The sequence below is a fragment of the Corynebacterium riegelii genome (assembly GCF_016728505.1).
In the GTDB taxonomy this organism is placed as follows: Bacteria; Actinomycetota; Actinomycetes; order Mycobacteriales; family Mycobacteriaceae; genus Corynebacterium; species Corynebacterium riegelii.
Genome location: NZ_CP068159.1, coordinates 2451539 through 2474201 on the forward strand (window position 1 = coordinate 2451539; position 22663 = coordinate 2474201).

The 22663-nt window shown below is 57.4% G+C and carries 20 protein-coding genes, 2 tRNA genes and 3 pseudogenes; 12 read left to right on the top strand and 13 right to left on the bottom strand.

Going from position 1 to position 22663, the window contains the following annotated elements; all coding sequences use genetic code 11:
* Nucleotides 1-166: 166 nt before the first annotated feature.
* Nucleotides 167-239, bottom strand: a tRNA-Asn gene (locus I6I71_RS11675).
* A gap of 107 nt (nucleotides 240-346) precedes the next feature.
* On the opposite strand from I6I71_RS11675, the gene I6I71_RS11680 reads away from it, so the two are divergent.
* From I6I71_RS11680 to I6I71_RS11695, 4 genes are all read left to right on the top strand, one after another.
* Nucleotides 347-925, top strand: coding sequence for a hypothetical protein (locus tag I6I71_RS11680; protein WP_201821256.1), 579 nt, complete (start codon nucleotides 347-349; stop codon nucleotides 923-925).
* 261 nt (nucleotides 926-1186) lie between these two features.
* Nucleotides 1187-1771: a hypothetical protein gene (locus I6I71_RS11685; protein ID WP_201821258.1), complete on the top strand. Its 585-nt coding sequence runs from the start codon at nucleotides 1187-1189 to the stop codon at nucleotides 1769-1771.
* Entirely contained in the window at nucleotides 1756-2163 is a 408-nt protein-coding gene (locus I6I71_RS11690; RefSeq protein WP_201821260.1) for a helix-turn-helix domain-containing protein, read from the top strand. Before I6I71_RS11685 ends, I6I71_RS11690 begins: the two co-directional genes overlap by 16 nt.
* On the top strand, nucleotides 2142-2657 hold the full coding sequence (locus I6I71_RS11695) for a hypothetical protein (RefSeq protein ID WP_201821262.1): 516 nt from the start codon (nucleotides 2142-2144) through the stop codon (nucleotides 2655-2657). The genes I6I71_RS11690 and I6I71_RS11695 overlap by 22 nt, the downstream gene beginning before the upstream one ends.
* A gap of 132 nt (nucleotides 2658-2789) precedes the next feature.
* Here the strand turns inward: I6I71_RS11695 and I6I71_RS12280 are convergent, their stop codons facing one another.
* Both I6I71_RS12280 and I6I71_RS11705 read right to left on the bottom strand, forming a co-directional pair.
* The gene (locus I6I71_RS12280; protein ID WP_101735243.1) at nucleotides 2790-2885 is read right to left on the bottom strand and encodes an excalibur calcium-binding domain-containing protein; all 96 of its coding nucleotides are present in this window, start codon (nucleotides 2883-2885) and stop codon (nucleotides 2790-2792) included.
* 99 nt (nucleotides 2886-2984) lie between these two features.
* A pseudogene (locus tag I6I71_RS11705) lies at nucleotides 2985-3350 on the bottom strand (ATP-binding protein); the annotation flags it as partial.
* Between the two features lie 115 nt (nucleotides 3351-3465).
* Between I6I71_RS11705 and I6I71_RS11710 the strand changes: the two are divergent.
* Nucleotides 3466-4682 (top strand): IS3 family transposase gene (locus tag I6I71_RS11710; protein WP_101733890.1). Its coding sequence is split into 2 segments (ribosomal slippage): nucleotides 3466-3727 and nucleotides 3727-4682, totalling 1218 coding nucleotides; the frame shifts between segments, so codons are not numbered across the junction.
* A 293-nt stretch (nucleotides 4683-4975) separates the two neighbouring features.
* On the opposite strand, the gene I6I71_RS11715 is transcribed toward I6I71_RS11710, so the two are convergent.
* Nucleotides 4976-6202: an IS1249 family transposase gene (locus I6I71_RS11715; protein WP_269090332.1), complete on the bottom strand. Its 1227-nt coding sequence runs from the start codon at nucleotides 6200-6202 to the stop codon at nucleotides 4976-4978.
* A gap of 289 nt (nucleotides 6203-6491) precedes the next feature.
* Here I6I71_RS11715 and I6I71_RS12125 point away from each other — a divergent pair, with 289 nt between their 5' ends.
* Nucleotides 6492-6992, top strand: a complete 501-nt coding sequence (locus I6I71_RS12125; protein ID WP_168156348.1) for an excalibur calcium-binding domain-containing protein — start codon at nucleotides 6492-6494, stop codon at nucleotides 6990-6992.
* A gap of 87 nt (nucleotides 6993-7079) precedes the next feature.
* Here I6I71_RS12125 and I6I71_RS12130 read toward each other — a convergent pair whose 3' ends face one another.
* The 3 genes from I6I71_RS12130 to I6I71_RS11735 form a co-directional block, all read right to left on the bottom strand.
* On the bottom strand, nucleotides 7080-7940 hold the full coding sequence (locus tag I6I71_RS12130; protein WP_236587324.1) for an excalibur calcium-binding domain-containing protein: 861 nt from the start codon (nucleotides 7938-7940) through the stop codon (nucleotides 7080-7082).
* Nucleotides 7941-8071: 131 nt separating this feature from the next.
* Nucleotides 8072-8503, bottom strand: coding sequence for a hypothetical protein (locus tag I6I71_RS11730; protein ID WP_070462827.1), 432 nt, complete (start codon nucleotides 8501-8503; stop codon nucleotides 8072-8074).
* Nucleotides 8504-8726: 223 nt separating this feature from the next.
* On the bottom strand, nucleotides 8727-9212 hold the full coding sequence (locus tag I6I71_RS11735; protein ID WP_201821264.1) for a hypothetical protein: 486 nt from the start codon (nucleotides 9210-9212) through the stop codon (nucleotides 8727-8729).
* Nucleotides 9213-9347: 135 nt separating this feature from the next.
* Here I6I71_RS11735 and I6I71_RS11740 point away from each other — a divergent pair, with 135 nt between their 5' ends.
* Nucleotides 9348-11672, top strand: coding sequence for a DEAD/DEAH box helicase (locus I6I71_RS11740; protein ID WP_201821266.1), 2325 nt, complete (start codon nucleotides 9348-9350; stop codon nucleotides 11670-11672).
* 276 nt (nucleotides 11673-11948) lie between these two features.
* Nucleotides 11949-12080, top strand: a pseudogene (locus I6I71_RS11745) (IS256-like element ISCau1 family transposase); the annotation flags it as partial.
* Between the two features lie 109 nt (nucleotides 12081-12189).
* Here the strand turns inward: I6I71_RS11745 and I6I71_RS11750 are convergent.
* Nucleotides 12190-12263 (bottom strand) — tRNA-Ile (locus tag I6I71_RS11750).
* A gap of 96 nt (nucleotides 12264-12359) precedes the next feature.
* Here I6I71_RS11750 and I6I71_RS11755 point away from each other — a divergent pair.
* Complete coding sequence (locus tag I6I71_RS11755) at nucleotides 12360-12599, top strand: hypothetical protein (RefSeq protein ID WP_052203459.1); 240 nt, start codon at nucleotides 12360-12362, stop codon at nucleotides 12597-12599.
* A gap of 19 nt (nucleotides 12600-12618) precedes the next feature.
* Here the strand turns inward: I6I71_RS11755 and I6I71_RS11760 are convergent, their stop codons facing one another.
* Together I6I71_RS11760 and I6I71_RS11765 are read right to left on the bottom strand one after the other, a co-directional pair.
* Nucleotides 12619-13554 carry a Ppx/GppA phosphatase family protein gene (locus I6I71_RS11760; RefSeq protein WP_201821268.1) on the bottom strand — a complete coding sequence of 312 codons (936 nt, stop codon included), beginning with the start codon at nucleotides 13552-13554 and terminating at the stop codon, nucleotides 12619-12621.
* Nucleotides 13551-14108, bottom strand: a complete 558-nt coding sequence (locus I6I71_RS11765) for a DUF501 domain-containing protein (RefSeq protein WP_201821269.1) — start codon at nucleotides 14106-14108, stop codon at nucleotides 13551-13553. The genes I6I71_RS11760 and I6I71_RS11765 overlap by 4 nt, the downstream gene beginning before the upstream one ends.
* 529 nt (nucleotides 14109-14637) lie before the next feature.
* Between I6I71_RS11765 and I6I71_RS11770 the strand changes: the two genes are divergently transcribed.
* On the top strand, nucleotides 14638-17043 hold the full coding sequence (locus I6I71_RS11770; RefSeq protein ID WP_201821271.1) for a DUF262 domain-containing protein: 2406 nt from the start codon (nucleotides 14638-14640) through the stop codon (nucleotides 17041-17043).
* 75 nt (nucleotides 17044-17118) lie between these two features.
* Here I6I71_RS11770 and I6I71_RS11775 read toward each other — a convergent pair whose 3' ends face one another.
* The 3 genes and pseudogenes from I6I71_RS11775 to I6I71_RS11785 form a co-directional block, all read right to left on the bottom strand.
* Nucleotides 17119-17325 (bottom strand): hypothetical protein, encoded by a 207-nt coding sequence (locus tag I6I71_RS11775; protein ID WP_201821273.1) that lies wholly within the window; start codon nucleotides 17323-17325, stop codon nucleotides 17119-17121.
* A gap of 198 nt (nucleotides 17326-17523) precedes the next feature.
* Nucleotides 17524-18758, bottom strand: a protein-coding gene (locus tag I6I71_RS11780) for an IS3 family transposase (protein WP_201821274.1) whose coding sequence is annotated in 2 segments (ribosomal slippage) — nucleotides 17524-18470 and nucleotides 18470-18758 — 1236 coding nt in all. Because the reading frame shifts where the segments join, the coding sequence is not laid out codon by codon here.
* Between the two features lie 48 nt (nucleotides 18759-18806).
* Nucleotides 18807-19802: pseudogene (locus I6I71_RS11785) on the bottom strand (IS1249 family transposase); the annotation flags it as partial.
* A gap of 208 nt (nucleotides 19803-20010) precedes the next feature.
* Here I6I71_RS11785 and istA point away from each other — a divergent pair.
* Nucleotides 20011-21645: an IS21 family transposase gene (gene istA, locus I6I71_RS11790; RefSeq protein WP_201821275.1), complete on the top strand. Its 1635-nt coding sequence runs from the start codon at nucleotides 20011-20013 to the stop codon at nucleotides 21643-21645.
* Between the two features lie 4 nt (nucleotides 21646-21649).
* The gene (locus tag I6I71_RS11795) at nucleotides 21650-22417 is read left to right on the top strand and encodes an ATP-binding protein (RefSeq protein WP_201821276.1); all 768 of its coding nucleotides are present in this window, start codon (nucleotides 21650-21652) and stop codon (nucleotides 22415-22417) included.
* The last annotated feature ends 246 nt before the right edge of the window (nucleotides 22418-22663 follow it).

Genomic DNA, 22663 nt, shown 5'->3' on the forward strand with positions numbered 1-22663 from the left:
CATAACGGGATATTGAACGATTTGCGCGATAAACCCGTCTTAAACTCCACATCCCCCACACTTTAAGGTCAGAACTGCGGAGCAACGCAAGCACCCCCAATGCGATACACCCCCCGCCACCCCACGAAACGAAAAACCCCGGTCCCTGCGGGGACCGGGGTGGTTGCTCCTCCAACTGGGCTCGAACCAGTGACCCTTCGATTAACAGTCGAATGCTCTGCCAACTGAGCTATGGAGGAATATTTTGTTTTTGTTGCTCTCAAGCAACGAGTCATAAGAGTAGCGCCGTATTTACAAAACGCAAAATCGCGAGGTCATTGGCGCTAATTGGCGTTATTGTAGAAGCATGAAGAAACCATTGTTAGCACTCACCGCAGCCGCAGCACTCACGCTTGCGCCCGTAACCGTCACCCCGGCGGTGGCCGATACGCCGCCGGCGGATACCGAGACAGACAACTCTTCTAGCGGTTCCTCGGACTCTGACCTGAGCGCAGGTGAGATCGCCGGCATTACCATCGGCGTCCTCGCTCTTGTTAGTGCAGGCGTGGCCTTCGCGCTGCAAACAGGCCTGATCAACATCCCTGGCCTGGATATGTCCAAGTGGCCAAAGATTAACGTTCCGGGTATTACGCCTCGTCCTCAAGCTTCCGCGACGCCTGGCGACTGCTCCCCTGCCACTTTCGACGCCATCGTTCCCGGCTGGCCGAACTTCACCGGCACGACGGTGAGCTACTGCGACGGTCAGTGGGCCAAGGCCGGCGCCAACCAGACGGACTGGAACGAGTCCTTCCACAAGGTCAATGGCCAATGGACGCGTATCCAGCCTGCCGGCAACGTGAACGGTTTCAAGTGCTACGACGTTGCGGACCTCCAGCGCAAGGGCGCACCGCGCGCGTTTACGGACCAGGTTCTCAGCTGCCGGTAGTTCGACGCCACGGCCTGAGCACAAATGAAAGCGGGCCTGAAGGTGAAAACCAACAGACCCGCTTCCGATCTCCGACTCAAAGAGCCTTTTCGATTGCTCACACTACAAGATCTACCCGACTGTGTGAATCACGTCGGCTCCGGCAATCTGAGCACTAACCGTTCAGCCCGCCTCGCAAGAGTGCGGGCTGGATTTCTTTACCTGCCCTAAAGATCTAAGATTTACCTAAAATAAAGCAGCGCGTGAGTCTTAGAATTCCCCATGACAGGAGAAGTTGTGAGTAAGAGTGTCTACGAGGTTGGGCGACCCGCAACATTCTTTTGGCGTGAGGAAACACAGGGCAAACATATCGAATCCGCCGCGGCAAAAATCATCGCCAGGTTGGGCGAGAGATACGACTTGAACCAGTTTCTGATCGATAACCTGACAACAGAAATTGAGCAACGGCTTAAACGAGCAGAACGGGGGAAGCTGCGGCCCATCCTGGAGGTAAGGAAAATCGTGGGCCAGGGCGCTGGTACAATTTTCGAGATTAAGTGGGATAATCTCACGGTCTCTTACAAAGACCCCATAACCGGCCTGTACGAGCAGGAATTGGTGTTCGTACGTCTTTACTATTACCAATCCAAAAACGCACTCAGCCACATTAATCTATGGGGTGTGGGGCTCTGGGTCCACGAAAAAGAGATCGTCCCGGGCAATGATGAGGAGACTAGACGGCTGCAAAACAAAGAAATTTCCAAAGCCGCCGAATACCATTCAAATCACTTTGAACAGCGGTGGAACGTTTCTGAACTGCAACATGATCAGCAAGAAAATGGAGGTCTGAAATGGCAAATGGCGTAAGGGTTTCACCCAACAAGTCCTTTAAAGCGCACTCTGACGATCTCTACTCCAAGTTCGCGGACCTCATGGACTCGCTCCAAGAACTTGCGAGGGAGAAGGGGCTTTCGGCTTCTGACATTGCTGAGATCATGCATGCCAGCACGGCCCAGATTGAAGAATTTGAGCATTACGATTCCGACCCCACGTTGCGGATGGTGAGGCTCTACGCGCTAGCTATCGGCGCAGACATCAGTTTCACGGTTTCAGACAGGGATGCAAAAAGCGGCATCTCTCAAGACGCCAAAACGTCTTACTCAACGACAACGGTCTCCAAGAAGAAGTTTCGCAAGGACAGAGTTCTCTTGGTGGCGAAATCGGAAACTAGTAGGCAATGGCAAACGAGGACAACATGAACGCAAAATTTGCTCTTGATGATGTTCAGGTCAACGAACTCTACGCGAAGCGAAAGCCTGTCGACCAGGGAGATACCGAAGAGAGTGACCTGACAAGTGCCAGTGATAGTTCCGCAAGCCCCGTTGAGGTGACAGCGGAACAGGAAGCACAGCTTCAGACGCTTATCCCTGGCCCTCATACTGACTTGCCAGCCGACCTGGCCATGGCAGCACTAAAAATTCGCTTAGACTTCCCATTTGGCGAGCTTTTCGCAGAAGTAGAAGGAAAATATACTTTCGCCGGGGAAAGTGGAGAGCTAGTTACTGAAAAAGAGTTTTTAGAGTTCCTCAATGCAGAAGGTCTCGTAGAGCTGACCGCCTATGTGCGAGCTTCTTTTACTGATTTGGCTGCACGGGTCTTTCGTGGCGTCGTGGTGTTACCGAGTTTTAAGGAGTTGGGGCTGAGTTTCTCCCCCGACGATAAAGTCGATCACGTAGACGACGGAACCCGGTAGGAAGCAACGCTCGGACCAAGAACTCAAACTACTTCGCTCAAGCGAAAGGTCTCTAACCTTTTGCGCATCGCGAACCGCTCAGGTTCGATTCAGACTAGATAGACAGTCACCTCATTGCAGCGCGCCTGATCCCTACCGCGGGTCCTTCTCGCAACCGACCCCGTCACCATCACGGTCTAGGTGACTGTTTGGCCTAAAACATGTTTGGCCTAAAACATGGAATGTCAGACGCGGGTTTTTAGTACCGGTGTTCCGGGAACCCGGTACTGCCGTGTTCCGGGTAGTTGGTACCGGGCCGGGCCGAAGGAGTCGGCCCGGCTGTTTGCTTTATTCGTCCGGCTCCATTGAGGCGGTGGCTTTGCGCATGTCGAAGTCTCCTATGCGGATTCGATGCCCGTTGTTGAGGCGGCTCACTAGGGAGTCAGCTCCGATTCTGTCGGGAAGTGCTTCGATCCAGTAAGCGGCAGCTGATTGGGAGGAGATAAGTGTTGGGAGGCGTCCGTCGCGGTCGAATATGATCTTGCTTAGGTCTTCTTGCCCGCGCTGGTTGATGCTCATGGTCATAAAATCGTCGATGATAAGGACATCGACATTGATCAGTTTCCGCATCTTATCGAGGTAGTTTTGGTCAGTCGGTGAGAAGACGGCCAACATGTCTACGAGTTGGCCTAGCCGGTAGTAGGCCACGAAGTATCTGTTATCCTAGACGTGCAAATGGAAATCACGCGGTGAATAACCGCCTGTCCTTTGAGGTTACCCTCGTTTAGTGGACACCCGACTTGTACGGATGTTGTGTCCGTAGGAGAGGATGTTCATTGTGAGTCAACAACGCAAGAAGTACACGCCGGAGTACCGGCGTGAAGCTGCGAATCTCGTGATTGAATCGCAGCGCCCGATCGCTCATGTGGCCCGGGAGATCGGTGTCGCTCCGGGGCTTTTGGGCAGGTGGGTCAAAGATGAAAAACAGCGCCGAGGCGCCAGCGATGGGATGAGCGAGACAGATCTTCGCGCTGAGATTGCTCGTCTGCGTCGTGAGCTGGCAGAGGCCAGGCTAGACAATGAGTTCTTGTCAAAAGCGACAGCCTTCTTCGCCGCGAAGCAACGCGAACAGAAAAGTTCGAACTAATGCGGCAGGAGAAGGCGAACTACAGCATCAAACGCATGGCACGTCTGTTGAAAGTGTCCCGGTCCGGCTACTACAAATGGGCCAATAAGCAGGAACAACGGCTATCTGGAAACGATGATCGGGCAGCATTCTACGACGATGTTGACCGCAAGATCCATCAGATCTGGTCAGATTCTGATCACGTCTACGGTGCCCCACGGATCACTGCGGAACTTGCCGAGCGCTACGGCATTGCACTAAACCGCAAGACTGTGGCCAAGCGGATGCGTCTGATGGGCATTGAAGGGATTTCACCGCGGGCCTTCGTCCCGGTGACAACGATTCAATCTAAGCGTAAGTCCACGCTTCCGGACCTGGTCAAGCGTATGTTTGATGCCGGTGAGCTTAATCGGGTGTGGATGTCGGATATTACCTACCTGCGCACCGGTGAGGGCTGGTTGTACTTGTGTGTTATCCGCGACGGCCATTCCCGCCGTGTGCTGGGCTGGGCGATGGATAGCGTTCAAGATACTTCTCTGGTTGAACGGGCCTTGCGCATGGCCTATACGCTGCGTGGTGAGGTTGCTGATGGTCTGGTGTTTCACGCTGATCGTGGATCACAGTTTACAAGCGATCAGATCTGGGACGTGTGCCGTGACCTGGGTATCGCCCAGTCCGTTGGGCGTACCGGAGTGTGCTTCGATAATGCGATGGCTGAGTCGTTTTGGTCAACACTTAAAACCGAGTTCTATGACCGGCAGCGCTGGCCTACCCGTGACGCTGCACGTAGGGCTGTCGCGCGCTGGATTGAGGTGGTCTACAACCGTCGACGCCGGCACTCCGCACTCGGGATGATCAGCCCCGTCGACTTCGAGTACCACATCACCCAAGCCACCAACAAAAAAGAAACAGCTGCCTAACCATCAGGCAGCTCCACTACGTGTCCACGATTTGCGGGCAACCCCACCTTCCATTCCTTCTTCAAGAGGCGCTCCCCGACTATCGGGTTGAGCGCCTCTTCCCATTCCCAGTTGAAAGGGTTAAAGCGTTCAGGCCAGTTAGACTTTTGCCACTTAACCCTCTTATGGGTTAAACCCTCTGAAACGCGGGTTAAGCGACAAAATGTGTGCTTTTCTCGGCGTGTCGATTTAAGTGACAAAATGTGTGCTTTTCGGGGGTTGGAATGGGCCGGGCCCGGGGTGCTGTGCTGGGGTTATGAGCGTCCTGCCCAGCCGTGTCGGATGGCCCAGGAGGGGTTGAAGTCGGTGTCGATGCCGGTGTCGTAGACTTTCGGCCGGCCGTCGGGTGAGTTGGCTTGGTCGCGTTCACGCATGTGTGCCTGGCGGGCGTGTGCGTAGCCTTTGCGGCCGAAGTCTTGCTCGATTGCTAGCGCCAGCGGGTCATCGTGGTGTTGGGTGTGCAGGTAGAGCCACCAGTCCATGATGATTCGTTGATGTTCGTCAAATGCGCCGCGGTGGGCTCGGGCAAGGTGTTTCAGCTGTGCGTTCACGCCGCCTTCCAGGCTGTTTGTGGTGGTCTTCAGCTCGGTTGTGGTGCGGTGTGGTGGGTTGAGCCAGACGAAGAGGTGGCCTTGTTGGTAGAGACGCTCGAACCGGCGGTAGGCTCTGCGGGCTCTGGGGTGGGTGTACCACCATTGCTGGTTGTCGCGGATGCGTTTTGGGATCTCTTCTGGGGCGACTTGGTTGCGGTAGGTGCGGTCTTTGAGCCAGTCACCGTAGAGGTCATGGAAGCGGTTGAGGCGAAGTACCCAGGTAATTGCCTGGTCACGGGTGGTGATGTGGGTTAGCTGGTTGCCGAGGCGAAGGAGTGCTTTGTGCGCGGTGATTGTTGGTTGGCGTGTGGTGTCTTTGATGGTGTCGCGGCGTACGTGGACGAGGCAGCGTTGGATGGAGGCGTTTGGCCAGCATTGTTTGATGGCCTTGTTTGCGCCACCGGAGCCGTCTGTGGTCACGACTAGGGGTTCGGCGATCAGGTCGAAGAGTTTGGCGTAGTCGTAGGCGGTTTCTCGTGTGCACCAGTGCCAGGCAACGACGTGTTCGCTGGTTGCAGCGACAAGCAGGCATTTTTTGTGGAAGTAGGTGCCGTCAATAAACAGCTGGTCGTAGACGCGGTACGGGTCTGGTTTGCATGGGACGATGATGAACCAGAAGTAGGTGAACCAGCGGATCAATGTGCGCCTGGAGACGTTGTGTGCAGCAGCCACAGCGTCGAGGGGACGCTGGCCGGTGATCCAGTCGATGAAGATGGCAAACCGATATGCGCTGGTCTTAGCCGTGTTCGGGTTGGTGAAGGTGTGCCCGCAGTGTGTACAGCGCCATCGCTGTTTTCCGCTGGAGGTGGTGCCCATTTTCGTGGCGGTGTGCTCGCATGCCGGGCATAGGGGCCTGTTGTGTTTTCTCTTCCTGTGTTGAGTTGGCATGCAGCTGGTTTAACAGCTTGCTGTCGTAGCACATCCAACGCCTGAAGTGGTGGACCTTCCGGTCTATGGTCGGGAATCCCGATTCAACGAGCACTCTCCCGCCGTAGGCCCAGGCAGGCCCGGGAATCCATATCCAAAAAAGCACACATTTTGTCGCTTAACCCTGAAACGCTGGCTGGGAGAGCTCTCCCATGCTTGCCGTTCATCCCGGAACCATTGGGGTACTACGCCTCTCAAGACAGTTCCTAATTGGCTACTCCCGGAAGGAATCTGTGAGATAGTAATCCCCGTGAAGAAACCTGTCATTTGCATTGCCACTGCCGTAGCAGTAGCTGTCAGCCCAGTTGTCACTATTACGCCCGCTCATGCGGCCCCAGCCTCGCCAATCAACCAGCAGGATGAAGACAAGACTGAGGCCATTGTCAGTGGCGTCATCGGAACCCTCGTTCTTTTGGCCGCAGGCGCGGGTGGCGCTTGCTGGGCAATGCAGCAAGGCATCATTGCGAATCCTGCACCGCAGTTCATTCCGTGCCACCCGGCGCCAGCCCCTGCTCCGGCACCGGCACCTGCGCCAGCACCTGTTCCTGCACCACCTGCTCCACATGTCGAGGCGGCCCCGGCGCCGGCTCCTGCGCCTGCTCCCCGTCCGGCACCGCGCACCAAGATGTACCCGAACTGCCGAGCTGTCTGGAACGATCTCGGTCGCCCGATCTACCGCAATGACCCCGGCTTTGGCAGCCACCTTGATCGCGACGGCGATGGCAAGGGCTGCGAACGCCGCCCACGCTAGCGCCAGCAGCTGAAAGCAGCCGAGCTAACACACCTAGTCAAAAGAAGAATCCAGCCCGCCTCGCAAGAGTCTGGGCTGGATTTCTATCTATCGCGGGTCCTTTTCACAACCGACCCCGTCACCGTCACGGTCTAGGTGACTGTCGTATCCCGGTTGTCCCGCATGGATTGGCCCGCCGATGGCGTCCCACACCGCCCTGCAGTTCCTGTAATACGCGGAAGGTTGCTGCGGCGCCTGCGCAGGTGCGACGAACTGCTGCGGGACTGCTTCCTGTTCAGCGCGTTCCCGCTCAATCCGCTCCTGCTCCAGGCGCTGCTCCTCGGCCACACGCGCACGCTCAGCAGCTTCCCGCTCCTCCGCCAAGCGCGCCTCCTCCGCCCGGCTCGCTTCAGCTTCAGCAGCCTCCCGCTCACGCTCAGCAGCTCCCTCATCAGCTGACGTAGTCACGAACGCCGCAGACGTACTCGCGGCCGGCGAGACAGAGGAAGACACAGTCGTCGGCGGAGTACTCGACGACCCCGAATCACCGTCTTCCTCCAGCGGCGTGATCACCGTGCCAACAACGAGAGCGACGATGCTGCCAATAGTCACCACCGGCCAGTGACGGTTCACTTTCCGAGGCGGCTGCACACCACTCATCCCCTGCAGCACCACCCGGTCAGCATCAGTGAGAAACTGCGCGAGGTTCTCGTTGGTCTGCAGTGTCTCCCGATACTGGCGAAAAGCCTTTTCATCCTTCGCCGTGCAGTACATCCACCATGCACTGGGGGCAAAGAATGCAAGGCCAAACAGGATGAATCCCGCGGCCTCTGCGAAAGATCCCCCATCAACAACTCCAACAAGGATGCTAAGGAAGCCCCAGAGGAACCCGCCCCACGCCAGAATTCTCTTCCAGGTTTTCGGCTTCTCGCCGACAACCGGATCGTCCACGTTAGGCAAAGCGGTCACGCTACAGCTACCTCCTAGCGCTCATGGCGGGGGTGGTTCCGCCAGCTCTAACTAGGAATCAGTTAACCACGAATCACATCCCAAAGCACCCCACACAACACCCCAAAGCACCCCGCAAACCCCCCACACCACTAAGGCAAGATCAACCCGGAAATAATCCCCGCCGCGAACGCACCGGCGACGACAAAAATCCACCAAGGCTTAATCACACTGGGCAGTTCCACACCGCGCGTTCCTTGGGTCTCCTCGTAATCTGCAGCCGCCACCAACGGATTGTGATACCCGTTTCGGTGCAACGTCTCCAGGTATTCACGAACTGTCTTTCTGTCCTTAAACGACGCGTAATACCACCACACCCCCGGCAGAAAGAACGCCAGCCCAAACAGCAGCATGCCTACAAATACCCGCCATACAAACGCCTGTGGGGCGTAATCGGTTGCAAAGATGTCCAGCACAATGATCATGAACCCAAACAACGTCGCCGCCGTGGCCCAGAATCCTTCCCACAGGCTGATCTTGAGATACTCGTCAGCCCAATCCTCTGTATTTGCTGGTGTGCTCACGTTGGACTACCTCCTCGTGCGTCTCGGCCGAAGTGCCCCACCTGCCGTGCTTAGGGTGCAGTAAACCACGGTTCGCCCCACCAGACCCGGGTGCTCTACCAAGTCCCAGAAGCTTCACACCGCATGTACGGGAAATCTCAACCCACCCCCCACAGCCACTCACCGAGTCTCTGCACACCAGCATTTTTCACTGAGAGCCCAGCTCATTTCTTCCGTTTAGCTTTCACAAGCCAGCAAGATACGCATCAATTTCCTGAACCAACTGTGGAGACGGCAGCTCAAGACCGAGTTTGATTTTCTTTTCCTCGGACAACCACTCGTTGACGGAGTACAGGTTCCAAGGTTTCTGGGGATTCTCCCCACCACCAACACTCCACGTCAGTGAGACCTGCGCGTTCTCGCTCCATTTCTTTGCTTCTCGACGCTCCACGCCAACCAACCGCGCTATATCGGCAATATCCACCGGTAGCGGTTCAACCCGTTTGATTTCCAAAGCACATTGATCCTTCAAGCGGCGAATGACACGTATTGCTTGTTCGTATTGACGCCCGGCTGCAGCCCCCAAGTCGACCTCAGCCATAACTACACCGTTCTGAAGAACAAATGACGATTCAGGCATTCGCTCTTCGATAGCGCTAATACGCTCTTCATCGCTGAAATCTATCCCATCTACTTCCAGTCTCAGCACCGTCGCCAACTCTGATCCCATAACCACAACCTACAGCTCCACAGCCACTCACCCTCAGAGCCAGTTTGCTTATCGACGCCACCGTCCACCACCACAACTACCCACCCCAACTACACTGACCTCGTATAACCCCCACCCCGATCCCGTGGAGCGCTCATGTCAGATGTGCACGATCTTGAGGTCCGCGTGCAGCGTCTAGAGCGCGCGCTTGCGAAACTGCTCGGCACCGACGACTTCGAGGCCTTCCTCGCACCACCAGCGCCAGCAGCACCACCAACACCAACACCAGCGCCCACACCAACCAACCTCAACCCCAGCACTACCCACACCGAAACTAACAACACCGCCACAGTCTCCAACGCCTCCTCCCCAGACGCAAAGCTCCGCCTGTTCGTCGACTACTTCCGTGGCCGCGAGGACGTGTACGCAACCGCTTGGCAAAACGGCGAGAAGAAAGGCTGGTCGCCGGCCTCCTACGGCCGTTACAACCGGGACAACCCGAACCTTAAGCCGCTTACCCCGCAGGTCCTCGAGCAGCACCTTCGCCGCGATAACACCCTCCACGTCGGCCTGTACCCGCTGCGCCAGGGCGATACTTGTTTCCTCCTGGCGTGCGATTTCGACGACGCTGATTTCCGCACCGCCGCCCGCACTTACGCTGACACGTGCCGCGAGTTCGGTCTCGACCCGCTCATCGAGATCTCGCGCTCCGGCACTGGCGCCCACGTGTGGCTCTTCTTCAGCGAGCCCGTCCCGGCCTCCCTCGCCCGAACCGTAGGTATCGGCCTCCTCGCCAAGGCCAGCCCGAAGCAGTACTTCGCCAGCTTTGACCGATTCTTTCCCTCCCAGGACACCCTGCCGGGCAAGCGCCGCGGCTTCGGCAACCTCATCGCGCTCCCGCTCGCCGGTCAGCATCGCGCCGAGCAGCGCACTGTCTTCGTCAACCAGGACTTCGAGCCCGCCGAAGACCAGTTCGCCGCCCTTGCCAACACGACCAAAGCCTCCAAACGCCAGCTCAAAGAGATCGCCGCACAACTCCAACCGGATCCGGAAACCCAGCTGCCCCAACCACCAACCAAGGCAGAACTCAAAGCCCTCAAACGCTCCGGCAAGGTCCAAGTAACGCACGATTCCCGCGTCCACATCAACCTCGAAGGTGTAGATGCCACCACCGCCAACGCACTTCGCCACCTCGGTGCGATCCCCAATCCGCAGTTCTACATCCGCCAGGCCCAGCGCCTGTCCACGTACCAGACTCCCCGCCTGATCATTCGTTTCGACGAGCACGAAAACACCCTCACACTCGACCGCGGCACTCTCGACGACGCCATCAGCATCCTCAAAACTGCCGGTTACACCGTTACTCGTCGGAGCAAAACCCCAAAGCCGCGAACTATGCCAGCCAAGTTCACCGGCGAGCTCTACCCCGCACAGCAAAAGGCGGTAGACGAGATGCGCAAACACCGCACCGGCGTTCTCGTCGCCCCACCCGGCGCCGGCAAAACGGTCATGGCCTGCGCACTAATCGCACACCGCCAAGTCCCTACCGCCATCATTGTCCCCAACGTAGAGCTCGCCGCCCAGTGGCGCGACGCGCTCTCCACTTTCCTTAAAAGCCACGAAGACACGCCCGCCATCGGCCAACTCGGAGGCAAGTCAAAGAAACTCAGCGGCGACATAGACATCATCACCGCCCAATCCATCAGCCGCGCCGACTCCCGCACGCAGTTCCTTGCCGACTACGGCTACATCATCATTGATGAATGCCACCGCGTCGGCGCCGCCGGCCTTACCCGCGTACTCGCAGACCTCAACGTCCGCTTCGTCACTGGGCTCACGGCCACCCCGTTTCGCTCCGACGGTCTCGACGAACTCCTGCCACTTATCTGCGGCCCCATCCGCCACACCATGGAGATCGAGCGCCCCGGCCCGAAGCACTACGTGGTACAGACCACCGAGTTCACCTTTGATGAGCCCCACCTCTACTGGCCCGACCTCGACAACGCGCTTGCCGCCGACCAAACCCGCAACACCCTAATTGCCGAGACAATCACCCGCGCCGCCACCAGCGGCATGAACGTCCTCGTGCTGGTCAAGCGCCGCGAGCACATCACCGCACTCGAAACACTCCTCGCCCGCAACCACCCGGATCTCCCTGTCACCGTCTTCACCCTCCACGGCGCGCAGCACGCGAAAGACCGCAGCGCCACCCGCAAAAAGCTCAACACCACACCCCGTTTCGTGCTCATCGCCATGACGCAGATCGCCGGCGAGGGCGTAGATCTGCCAGCGCTCGACGCGCTCGTTCTCGCCGCCCCAGTCGCATTCAAAGGCAACGTCATCCAGCAAATCGGCCGCGTCACCCGCGGCACCGAGACCTCCGCCACAGTTTTCGACTTCAACGACCACCACGTCCCCGCGCTTACCGCCGCATTCCGCAAGCGCCGCTCCGTCATCCGCGCCCAAGGCTTCACCGAATAGCCAGAGCTTTTGCCTATCGACGCCCACCAGCTCCCCACCCACCGCCACTCTAGGTGAGGTGAGCAGTCCAAAGGTGTAACGCTTCTGGCGTGGGATGATCGGCGTACCGGCCTATCCGTGCGGATGGAAACCATTGCGATAGCGGTACGGGGGTCGATTTTGGATTACTCATTGTGGAGTGGCTAGTCTTTATCTCGAAAGCCTCGGAACGATCCCTGCACTACGAAAGTGGGAGTAAATCGCCGAGGTTATTGATTTTTCCGGACAACTAATGAAGCGTCCTGGGCGAAAGAACAACTCAAACGACGCGGCCACCCAGACGGGCGACCAGCCACATACGACACCCACATCGACAACGAATGGAACCCCAGCTTAGGCATCAGAAAAGGCTGGGCAGGACGCCCCTAAATCCACACGAAATGTCCCTTAACCCGGCTTTTGCTTATCGACGCCCACCGGACCCCCAAAACACAAAACGCCGCTGGACAGGACCCTTCCCTCATCCAGCGGCGGTGTGTGGGGCCAGCGGGGCTCGAACCCGCGACCAGCGGATTATGAGTCCGCGGCTCTAACCGACTGAGCTATAGCCCCTTGAGCACTAAATGCGCAGCGATAACTATAGCTTGCTTCATCCGCCTTTCTTTCATTGGTGGTTGAACTTTTCTCAGAGCCGGTAAGGTAAGCGCCATGTATCAATTCATCGTCGGAGCTGCAGCTGGTTACGTTTTGGGGACAAAAGCAGGGCGTAAGCGCTATCACCAGATTGTTAACGCAAGCCAGGCGGTGATGAACTCACCAATCACAAAGTCGGTGACCAACTCCGCCCGCAGGGCCATTGCGAACAAGATCGACCCGGAGCCGCGCATGAAAGAGGTTCGCGGCCGCAAGCGTGGCGGAGATCAGATCCTCGAACCGGATCACGACTAGACCCCCACCAGAACGAGGCCTACTTCGCCACAAGCTTTGCGACGATGCCGTCCAGGATGTCCTTCTCACTAATGATGAAACTAGAGGCACCAGCGGCATCCGCAAAGGCAACCATCAGCTCCTCAACAACCGTGGAGCCTGAACCAATCACATCGGCACGACCCGGGTGCATCACCGGGTCCTCAAGACGTTGAGCAGCAGTCTTCAACCGCAAGTCAGTAGTGACCTCACGCATGCGATCAAACGAGATCTCTGACATGTGGATCCGCTCAGGATCATAAGTGGGCAGGTGCTGAGCAATCGCTGCGACCGTTGTAAACGTACCCGCACACCCCACAAACGTCCGGGCCTGATCAAAAGGCACTTCAGCTGCCGCCTCAGCAATACGCTCACGAATGTACGCACGGGCGGCTGCAGTCTCTTCCTCCGTCGGAGGATCCGTACACATAAAACGCTCAGTCACGCGCACGCAACCCATACGGGTGGACACAGCGTGGCCCTCCATGACGAACTCAGTAGAGCCACCACCAAGGTCAATCACACAGAAGGGACCGCGAGCCGGATCAATATCAGCAGTCGCGCCGGCAAAGGACAGTGCAGCCTCCTCCTCGCCAGTGATCACCTCCGCCTGTGCACCAGGCTGAATACGGCCGAGCAGATCACGGGTCATCGCGAAGAAATCCTCGCGGTTAGAAGCGTCACGGGTCGCGGAGGTAGCAACCATCCGGACCCTGGATACGCCCTCACGCTCCATAGTGTCTACATACGCCGCGAGTGCCTTGGAAGTCCGCTCAAGAGCATCCGGATGAAATTGCCCCGTCTCATCCACACCCTGCCCCAAGCGAACGATGGTGTTTTCACGGGTCACTTCACCAGTAGCAGTATCATGAATCAGCAGGCGAATGGAGTTCGTACCGCAATCTACAGCAGCGACACGAGTTGCAGTGGCACTCATGCCAGCCCCTCCCCTGCTTGCTCAAGCGTGATGCCAAGGTCTGCAAGCGTGGGCCAATCCGCTGGGATAGCGCTCCCACGCAAATCACCATGCTCCGCAGCAAGAGCAACAGCCTCTGTACCGAACCGGAAATGCTCAGGGCCTTCTGCAAGCGCATATGCAATAAGCACGTGCAAGCACTTCACACGATCTGGCATACCACCACCGGAGAAGTCCGTACCCAGATCATGCAAAGCGTTGCGCTTAGCTAGGAAGTAATCGTGCGCCGCCTTGTAATCAGCGCGAAGCGCCTCACCCTCATCAGAGTCAGCGTTGAGACGAGCCTCCATCCACTTCATCACCTGAGCAACCTCCAAGCGCGACGCTTCAGCAGTCAAACGCGGATCAGTCAGGTAGTAAAGCGTGGGAAACGGTGTGCCGTCGTCAAGCTTGGGCTCCGTTTTGACCACCGCCGGCTGACCATCAGGGGTGCGGTAAGAAACCTCCAAAACGCCACGGGGTGTGCGGCCGAGCTGGGTGGTGATGGTATCGATATCTTGCTGGGTGACAGACATGCAATCGATGCTACTGGGCAGGCCCTACGGGGCGCAGTTTTGGTCTCGCGCCACCACGCCTTGAACGCTGTCCCGGTCGCGAGATCAGCGCAACTTGATCCGATTCTCCGCATTCCTAGAGCAAACGCATAGCACCAATCAACCCTTAACTGGCTCCTCATCAAGACTAAATCCCATCGTTTTCAACGGGTCCACCATCTAAGTGCTTTAACTGGGAGAGAAGACGTCAAGCTGGACTTGCTTGCAACGGGGCTGCACCCTGATGAAGTTGCGGCTACGGGGTGGATAGGGAAACGGTGGGGCTAGCCCCGTTTGGCTATGCCCGCCGTCTCCCCTCGGCGAACTCGTTCGATATCGCCAATACGTCAGGTGCTCGCTAGGCGCGGGTCCGCTTATCCAGCTGCGCCCCGGCAACGTTGCCGACTCGTTCTCGCGTTTCCAAGGTGTTTCCCGCTGAGACCGATGATGGCGCCTGGTCGCCCCAACTACACTGATGCCGACCGCACCTACAACGAACAAGGTGGTTTCCATGCAAGGCGCACGCCCGATCATCCAAGTGTTTGATGGACAGTACCGCGAGCTCATCATTCCTGTCTACCAACGAAATTATGACTGGCAGCGGAAGCAGTGCGAGCAGCTTTTCGATGATTTGGAGGCAATCATTCGCGAGGGCCGAGAGGCTCACTTCTTTGGTGCGATTGTGGGCGGAGGAACGTCCTTTGAGTGGTTAGTTATCGACGGTCAGCAGCGCCTCACCACCGTCAGCATATTGATGCTCGCGTTGGCGAAGGCGATCGAGAACGGAGACATCCAGGCTGATGACGAATCCTTGGGTGTGAAGATTGTCGATTCCTTCCTCATGATCGGTGATCAACGGCAGGAGGTCCGGTTCAAGCTCAAGCCAGTCAAGGATGACAAGAAGGCGTATGACGCACTGTTTGGGGAGCCATCGGGGTACGTGGCGGCGTCGAATATTACGGCGAACTTCAAGTACTTCCAGGACAGGTTGCGGGCGACAGCATATACGGCGGATGAAGTTTGGGGAGCTGTAGAAAAGCTGCAGGTAATGCTGCTTGAACTGGATAAGGATGATGACCCTCAGCGGATCTTTGAGTCGTTGAACTCGACGGGCTTGGATCTGACTGAGGCCGATAAGGTGCGTAACTTCATTCTGATGGGGCATGCGCCGAAGGTGCAGGAGAAGCTCTACGAGAACTTGTGGAACCCCATTGAGGCGAATGCGAAGTTCCGCACGTCGGCGTTTATTCGCAGGTACCTCACGACAAAGTACGCGCGCACGCCGCGCGAGAAGGATGTGTACGAGGAGTTCAAGAAGTATGTGAAGCGCTCCGGCGAGAGTACCGAGCAGGTGTTGGAGGAGCTCCACGAGTTTTCGCGGTACTACAACGAGATTCAGGAGCTGAACACGGGGCTTGCGAAGGCCGACCGGATTCTGCGGCGCATGCAGCCAATCCTCGGCGATGTGACACTGCCGTTTCTCATGCCCGTGCTACGCGACGTCCACGCTGGCCACATCACCGAAGACGATTTTTGCAATGTGCTCAGCATCATTGAGTCGTTCATCGCGCGTCGATTCATCATCGAGATGCCAACGAATGCGCTGAACAAGATCTTTGCAACGGTCTACTCCGAAGTTACGAAGCTGCGCAAGGACAACGACACTTTTGCTGACGTGTTCGCATGGGTCATCCGCCGCCGCACCAGCAGCGGCCGCGTCCCGTCCGACAGCGAAGTACGCGCTGCACTGGAGACGCGCAATATGTACAACATCAAGTCCTCCTGGAGGAACTACATTTACGACGTCCTCGAAAACGGCAATTCGCGTGATACCCGCGACATCGCCCAAAGCCTCGAAAGCGGCGACATTTCCATCGAGCACATCATGCCGCAAACGCTGACCGAGGAATGGAAAACGGCGCTTGGGCCCGACGCTGAACGCATACATAGCGAGTGGTTGCACCGCATCGGCAACCTAACCGTGACCGGCTACAACTCCAGCTACTCGAACAAGCCGTTCTCCGTGAAGAAGTCCACGGACAAGGGATTCGACTCGTCCCCGTACCGCCTCAACCGCAGACTCAAAGAGACCACGACCTGGGGCGAAGCCGAGATGCAGCAACGCACGGAAGATATCGTCACCGCGGCTCTGGAATACTGGCGCATGCCAACGACGACGTTCACCCCGCCTCAAACCGTGCTCCCCACCGAAGCGATGGGCGACTCAGGCGAGTTCACTGGACGGTGGATCGTTGGGGTCCAATACCACGACTTCTCCAAAACGGTATCAACCTGGGCAGACATGGTTGTTGCTCTACTGCAGCACCTCCTTCGCGACCACCGCTCTGAGCTCCTCGCCCTCTCCAACGATGCCGCGCTACTACACACCGAGTTCGATCCGGAGCATCTACCGCGCGGCCGCCGAGTTGTTGACGACGCCCTCGCCGTCGACGTCGGCAACAGCACCTCAGTAAAAATGGGGCTACTGCGCTTCATCTTCAGCCGACTCGACCTGGACGCCGACGAGCTCGAGTTCCGGTTCAGAGCTACCGACCAAGATGATGCGGACGAGCCGGAGCAGCCTGCGGCGAAATACGACGGACTGCTGAAGTTCATCGCCGAACTTGATGAAGCCGCCGAGTTGCAGTCACCGCTGGAGGACACGGACGCGCTGCGGGCCCAGTTCATGGAAGAGTTTGCGAAATATGCGCCGGAGGCACCGGACGCGAGTGTCGCGAATCTGACGCTGCTGCAGATCACCGAGCAGGTGTCGCCTGAGTCGGCCACAGAGCTGCAGGCGATTTCGGTGATTCAGAAGGTCATTCAGGCAGCCCAGCTCGTTGGCCCTAGCGTGATCCACGACGCGATTATCGACGGTACCCTCACCCAGTGGGTGCGGAGACTGGAGGCGTTCTGAGGTGGCTGCAAAACGCGGCATCGAATGCATCCTTTCAAGCCTTGCAGTTGTAGTTGGCGGTGCCCACAGCCATACCTACCCCTCCCCGGCGCTAAGCTTCGCCACCGCCAGGTCCTCCCACGGCATCCCGACGGTCTTAAACACCACCCGCCGCGCCGGATCCAGCGCCACCTCCCCACGCACAACCCCAGCCATCATCGCCTCGTCCTCCCACGCAAGCGCCTCCTTCTCCACCGCGATCGCCACATCGCCGGCCTCCCGCCGCGCAGCCCCCAACATCATCCACAATCACCTGCGCGCCTCGCAGCACATCCTCATGCAACTCCCGCGTGTCCACCGTGTGCGCGCCACAGCAAGCACGGTCGCATCAGAGCGCAATTGCTTATCGACGACCCCCGGCTCCCCCGCACTCGTCGCCACCACAACCAACCCGGCACACCCCATCACCTCATCAGCCTTGAAGTGCCCCGAGTTTTGTTCCTAGGCATTTGCCTTGATTTCTATTTTTGCTTGGGGCGGGTTCTGCTTCCAAAATTCGGTTTCCACCTCGACCGGGGTTCGGTATCCCAAGCTTTGGTGAAGCCTTGTCTCGTTCCACCATGACACCCACTCGAACGTCGCGATTTCTACCTCGACAACGTCATTCCACCTGCGGGTATGGATCAGCTCGTTCTTGTAGGATCCGTTGACGTTTTCAGCAAGAGCATTGTCGTAGGAGTCACCGACAGTTCCGGTGGAAGCTGTAATGCCGTGTTGGGTAAGTCGCTCGTTGTAGACCACGCTGACGTACTGTGAGCCGTGATCCGACTGGTGAATGAGACCTGTTGTTTCCTCAGCACACACGATCGCCTGGTTGAGAGCTTGCAACGGCAGTGCTTCGGTGCGCATGGAATCTGATAACGCCCACCCAACGATCCGTCGAGAGTAAACGTCGGTGACAAACGCGGCGTACACAAAGCCTTTCTTCGTGCACACATACGTAATGTCGGCCACCCACAGTTTATTCGGGCCCTGAGCTTTGAATTCACGCTCGACTAAGTCCGGGCGCAGATCAGCCACGTTAGCTTTTCGGGTTGTGAGAGGTGATCCGCCTTTGCCTTTGCCAGAAACACCGGCCAAGCGCATCAACCGGGCGGTTTGTTCACGACCGATATCAATTCCGTCGCGGCGGAGAGCATGCCACATTTTCCGCACGCCGTAGACGCCGTAATTATCCCGATGAACAGTTCTAATGCGGTCGACCAGCACAGCATCGCGAAGGCGACGAGCACTTAACCCACGGGCCTTGGACTGGCGATAACCACGCGAGGTGATAAACCCACCAGCCCGGTTATTCTTCAACGTCTTACAAATGAACTCGACAGAGAAACGATTCCGGTATTTATCGATGAACCGGATCATTTCCGACGTTTCGGGTCGAGTTCCGACGCGAAAAAAGCCGAGGCAGCCTTCAGCAGCTCGTTAGTGTCGCGTAGCTCTTGATTTTCACGGCGTAACCTCGCGTTTTCGGCGGCCAAGTCTTCAGGCACAGGTTCTGGAATGTTTCCCGCACGGCGGGCCTGCTGGGTCCATTGGCGAGCCGTGTGCCATGAAACCCCCAGCTTTGGGGCTACTGCCTGGCATGCGGCTTGCATCGACATATTTTCCGCCAAGATGCGATCTTCCACGAGACGGACCACGCGGTCCTTGGCATCCTGGTCAAATTTTCTTGGCATATTCCAGATTTTCCCATCTACTCAAACGGAACAAAACCTGGGACACTTCAGTTCCGGTTTCAGATACAGCCACCAATCCAGCATTTTGCGTTGGTGCTCACCTGATCTGCCGCGATGAGTTCTCGCAAGGAGCTTCAATTGGGCGTTGATGCCACCTTCAAGACTGTTAGTAGTGGATTTGATCCGATGCGGCTCGAGCACACCTTTCGGTGGCTTCAGGTAGACAAACAGCAGGTCATTGCGCCACAGGTGATTCAGGCTGTTGTAGGCCTTGCGCACGTTGACATGGGTCCACACGAGTGTGTTTTCCCTATTTTCGGGTCTTTGACCTGTGTCTTTTCGTTGAGCCAATCCTTGTAGAGCGTGTGAAACTCTTGCAGTTGCGCGCCCCATTGCGCAGCCTCGTCCAAGGTGGTGATGCGGGTGAGTTTCAGCGCGAGTCGGTAGATTATGCGGCCAGCATCAGTGCGTGGTCGTGAGGTGGTGTAGCAGCGTACTCTGCGTTGGGCGTGCACGAGGCAGCGTTGAATTTTGGTGTTTGGCCAGCATGTTTTAATTGCGCTTGTGGCTCCTCGGCCACCGTCGATCACAGCGATCAACGGTGCTTCGATGCGCTCAAGCAGACATTTGTAGTCGTGCGTGGTTTCTTGTTTGCACCAGTGCCAGGCGATGACGTGGTCTAACGTTGCCGCCACGATCAGACAGCCACCTGCGGTGTAGGTGGCTGTCGATAAAGATCTGGTCGTAGACCCTGCCTGTGTGTCCCAAGGTCGAGTCAGGCACATCAACTAGCCAAAAGGCATTGAATTTGCGCTGCAGCGTACGTGTCGAGCAGCTCATGCTGGCGGCGATCGCAGCAAGACTGATCCTGGTGGTCAGGTGCTGGATGAACGCTCGAAAGAGGGCTGCGTTGGTGATGTCGCTGCGCTGCTTGGTCAGTGAAGCGCCGCAGATTTTGCACCGCCACCGGGTAGTCCCGTTGCTGGTAGTGCCGTTTCGTTTCATATCGCCACCACAATGGCAGCGTGGTCGGTTCTTTGGCATTGGGCAACCGAACCACCGCTGCGTAGCACACCATAGCAGCCACACCGGGGATTTTCGCAAGAGAGTGTTGCGACCGGCTATTTGGTAGCAGTGTCGTGACTATCTGGTAGCACTTCAGTGAGTATCTGGTAGCAGCTCAGGGGGCTCGGGGTGATACTTCCGGTAGCCGCACCACTCGGGTGCGGCGCGTACTGGAAGGAGTCCGCTTATGACGGATTACCGTGCGGTGATGACGCTGCTGATTAGGAAGCGTTCTTACCGCCAGATTGAAGACCAGCTTGGGTGCTCGCACCGCGCAATTTCCCGAGCGAACCAAGCGCTGCGAAGCCTTGGCCTGACCACTGCCCAGCAGGTCGCGGCGTTGACCGATGACGAGTTGGCCGAGATATTCGTTGACAAACGCACCAGCGGGCAAGGCGAGTTCGTCCCGATTGACTTTGACGCGGTCGTCAAAGCACGCACAGGGCGTACGAAGCAAACACTGCAAGTATTGTGGGCTCGCTACACCACCACCCCAGCCCAGCCGGGTCAGCGTCACTACAGCTACGACCGGTTCCGCCAGCTAGTTGCCTCCCATGTCGATGCTGCCGGGCTTAGCGCGCGGATCACCCATGCACCAGGCCATACGATGCAGGTGGATTGGGCAGGTACCAAGATGCGCCTGTACGACCCTGCGGGCACGCCGGGTGCGAAAGTCAATATTTTCGTCGCTTCGCTGCCGTATTCAGGGATGTTGTTTGCGTGTGCGTGTGTTGACCAGCGTCAACAGTCCTGGCTTGATGCCCATCGTCAAGCGTTTGACTACTTCGGTGGAGTCTGTCAGGTTGTTGTCCCCGATAACGCGTCAACAGCATCAAACGCGATTAGTACTGCCGATAGGAATCGGAAGGTCAACGACACCTACCAGCAGTTCTTGGAGCACTACAACACAGCAGCACTTCCCACACGCGCGCGCCGACCGAAGGATAAAGCAAATGTGGAAGCTGCGGTAAAGATCGTCACCCACAAAGTCATCCACACCCTTGAAGGCCACCAGTGCGTTGACGTAGACGAGCTCAACGAAAAGATTGTGGACTTAGTCGACGCGATCAACACCTCCGTGCCATTTCGCAGTCAACAGTCAAGCCGCAGGGATCTCTTTGAACAACACGAGCAGCATCTCCTTGCTGATCTGCCGCAAACCCCGTGGCAGCACACCGAGTGGAAGCGTGCGAAAGTAGCCCCAGATTTCCATATCACGGTTGCAACGGTGCGCTACTCCGTCCCGCACCAGCTTGTTGGCCGCACTGTCGATGTGCGCATCACCGGGCAAGTCTTGACCGTCTTTGACCAGGGGACAACCGTAGCGACCCACCGGGTTTCGCATAAGCGTGGGGCCTATGTCACTGACTATGAGCACATTCCATCTGGCATGGACTCCACCCGTGGACTGTGGACAAGCGACTACTTTTATCGCGAAGCCAGCAAAATCGGCCCGGCAACACGCAAGGTCATCGAAGAACTCATCGCGGCGAAAGCCATCCCAGCCCAGGCGTACCAGTCCTGTAGAAACGTGCTGTCGATGGGCAAACACGGCAACAAACCAATCCTGGAAGAGGCATGCCAGCGCCTGATGGCCAACGACGGCAGCCGACGTGCAGTGTCATATACCGCAGTCAAAAACATGATGGCCGCCATACGCAAAGAACACGCCACCCGGCCCCGCGGGTTAGACCAGGCCCCGCGCAGCACCACAACCAACCAGCCCACCGCCCCTGCAGTCACCGACCGGGATACCACCGGCGCGTTTCTCGGCGGTGCAGACCAGTTCAGCATGGACAACCTCGCTCAGAAAGGACACTAAGCCCATGTCATCACCAACCCCACCAACAGATCGCTTCCTTGACGAGTCCGTCCTGCCCGACTTCACCGCGCTGCGGATGACTGCCTTTGGACAAAGCGTCATCGAGATTGCCAACGATCCCGCATTCGACACATGGACGTTTTCCCAAAAGGTGCTCTACGCACTCGATAAAGAAGTCGCAGCCAGGCGTGAACGACGCATCAACAAACTGCTGAAAGCATCCCGATCGCCAAACCTTGATGCTTGCCTTGAAAACGTGGTCTGCACGCCTGACCGCAACATCAACCCCGAGCAAGTCAGCAGACTCGCTCACGGACAATGGTGCCACCTGGGCCAAAACATTGTCATCCTGGGCAAATCCTCAGTCGGCAAAACCTACCTCGCCCAAGCCCTGATCACAGCTGCATGCCGCAACGACTACTCCGCACGGTTCTACCGCACCGACATGCTTGCCGCCGAACTGGCAGTCCTCCAACTCGATGACCCCGCACGGCTGAAGTTCATCCAACACCTCCACGACGTCGACGTCCTGGTCTTAGATGACTTCCTGACCACACCTGTAGATGCCGCAACCGCGCACCAACTTCTCAACATCCTCGCCGGACGAGAAGGCAAAGTCTCAACGATAGTGACCTCACAATTCACCCCACTGGAATGGTACAAATCCATCCCCGATGCCGTGATCTCCGAGTCAATCCTCAACCGACTCGTCTCCGGCGCCGAGATCATCACACTCGAAGGACCAAACATGCGCCTGACCACCAACACATAACCACCAACAACGCCTGAGTAAGACACCGCTACCGGATACTCACTCAGGCGCTACCAGATACTCACCACACCGCTACCATTTCAGTCTTCTGAACAAGAGAGGGCCAATATATGCATTAGGAGCATATATTTTCCGCAAACGCGGAGTTCAGAGCATGAAAATCAACGATTCCGGACACACATTTTGTCGCTTAACCCCCTATCGGCGTGTCGCGGCGTTAGATGTGGCCCTTTTGGATGCCGATTG

Bases quoted from the DNA above. Each gene is read 5' to 3' on its own strand.
- I6I71_RS11680 (WP_201821256.1), top strand. From the start codon at position 347: ATGAAGAAACCATTGTTAGCACTCACCGCAGCCGCAGCACTCACGCTT.
- I6I71_RS11685 (WP_201821258.1), top strand. From the start codon at position 1,187: ATGACAGGAGAAGTTGTGAGTAAGAGTGTCTACGAGGTTGGGCGACCC.
- I6I71_RS11690 (WP_201821260.1), top strand. From the start codon at position 1,756: ATGGCAAATGGCGTAAGGGTTTCACCCAACAAGTCCTTTAAAGCGCAC.
- I6I71_RS11695 (WP_201821262.1), top strand. From the start codon at position 2,142: ATGGCAAACGAGGACAACATGAACGCAAAATTTGCTCTTGATGATGTT.
- I6I71_RS11715 (WP_269090332.1), bottom strand. From the start codon at position 6,202: ATGCCAACTCAACACAGGAAGAGAAAACACAACAGGCCCCTATGCCCG.
- I6I71_RS11735 (WP_201821264.1), bottom strand. From the start codon at position 9,212: ATGGGATCAGAGTTGGCGACGGTGCTGAGACTGGAAGTAGATGGGATA.
- I6I71_RS11740 (WP_201821266.1), top strand. From the start codon at position 9,348: ATGTCAGATGTGCACGATCTTGAGGTCCGCGTGCAGCGTCTAGAGCGC.
- I6I71_RS11755 (WP_052203459.1), top strand. From the start codon at position 12,360: ATGTATCAATTCATCGTCGGAGCTGCAGCTGGTTACGTTTTGGGGACA.
- I6I71_RS11760 (WP_201821268.1), bottom strand. From the start codon at position 13,554: ATGAGTGCCACTGCAACTCGTGTCGCTGCTGTAGATTGCGGTACGAAC.
- I6I71_RS11765 (WP_201821269.1), bottom strand. From the start codon at position 14,108: ATGTCTGTCACCCAGCAAGATATCGATACCATCACCACCCAGCTCGGC.
- I6I71_RS11770 (WP_201821271.1), top strand. From the start codon at position 14,638: ATGCAAGGCGCACGCCCGATCATCCAAGTGTTTGATGGACAGTACCGC.
- I6I71_RS11775 (WP_201821273.1), bottom strand. From the start codon at position 17,325: ATGATGTTGGGGGCTGCGCGGCGGGAGGCCGGCGATGTGGCGATCGCG.
- istA (WP_201821275.1), top strand. From the start codon at position 20,011: ATGACGGATTACCGTGCGGTGATGACGCTGCTGATTAGGAAGCGTTCT.
- I6I71_RS11795 (WP_201821276.1), top strand. From the start codon at position 21,650: ATGTCATCACCAACCCCACCAACAGATCGCTTCCTTGACGAGTCCGTC.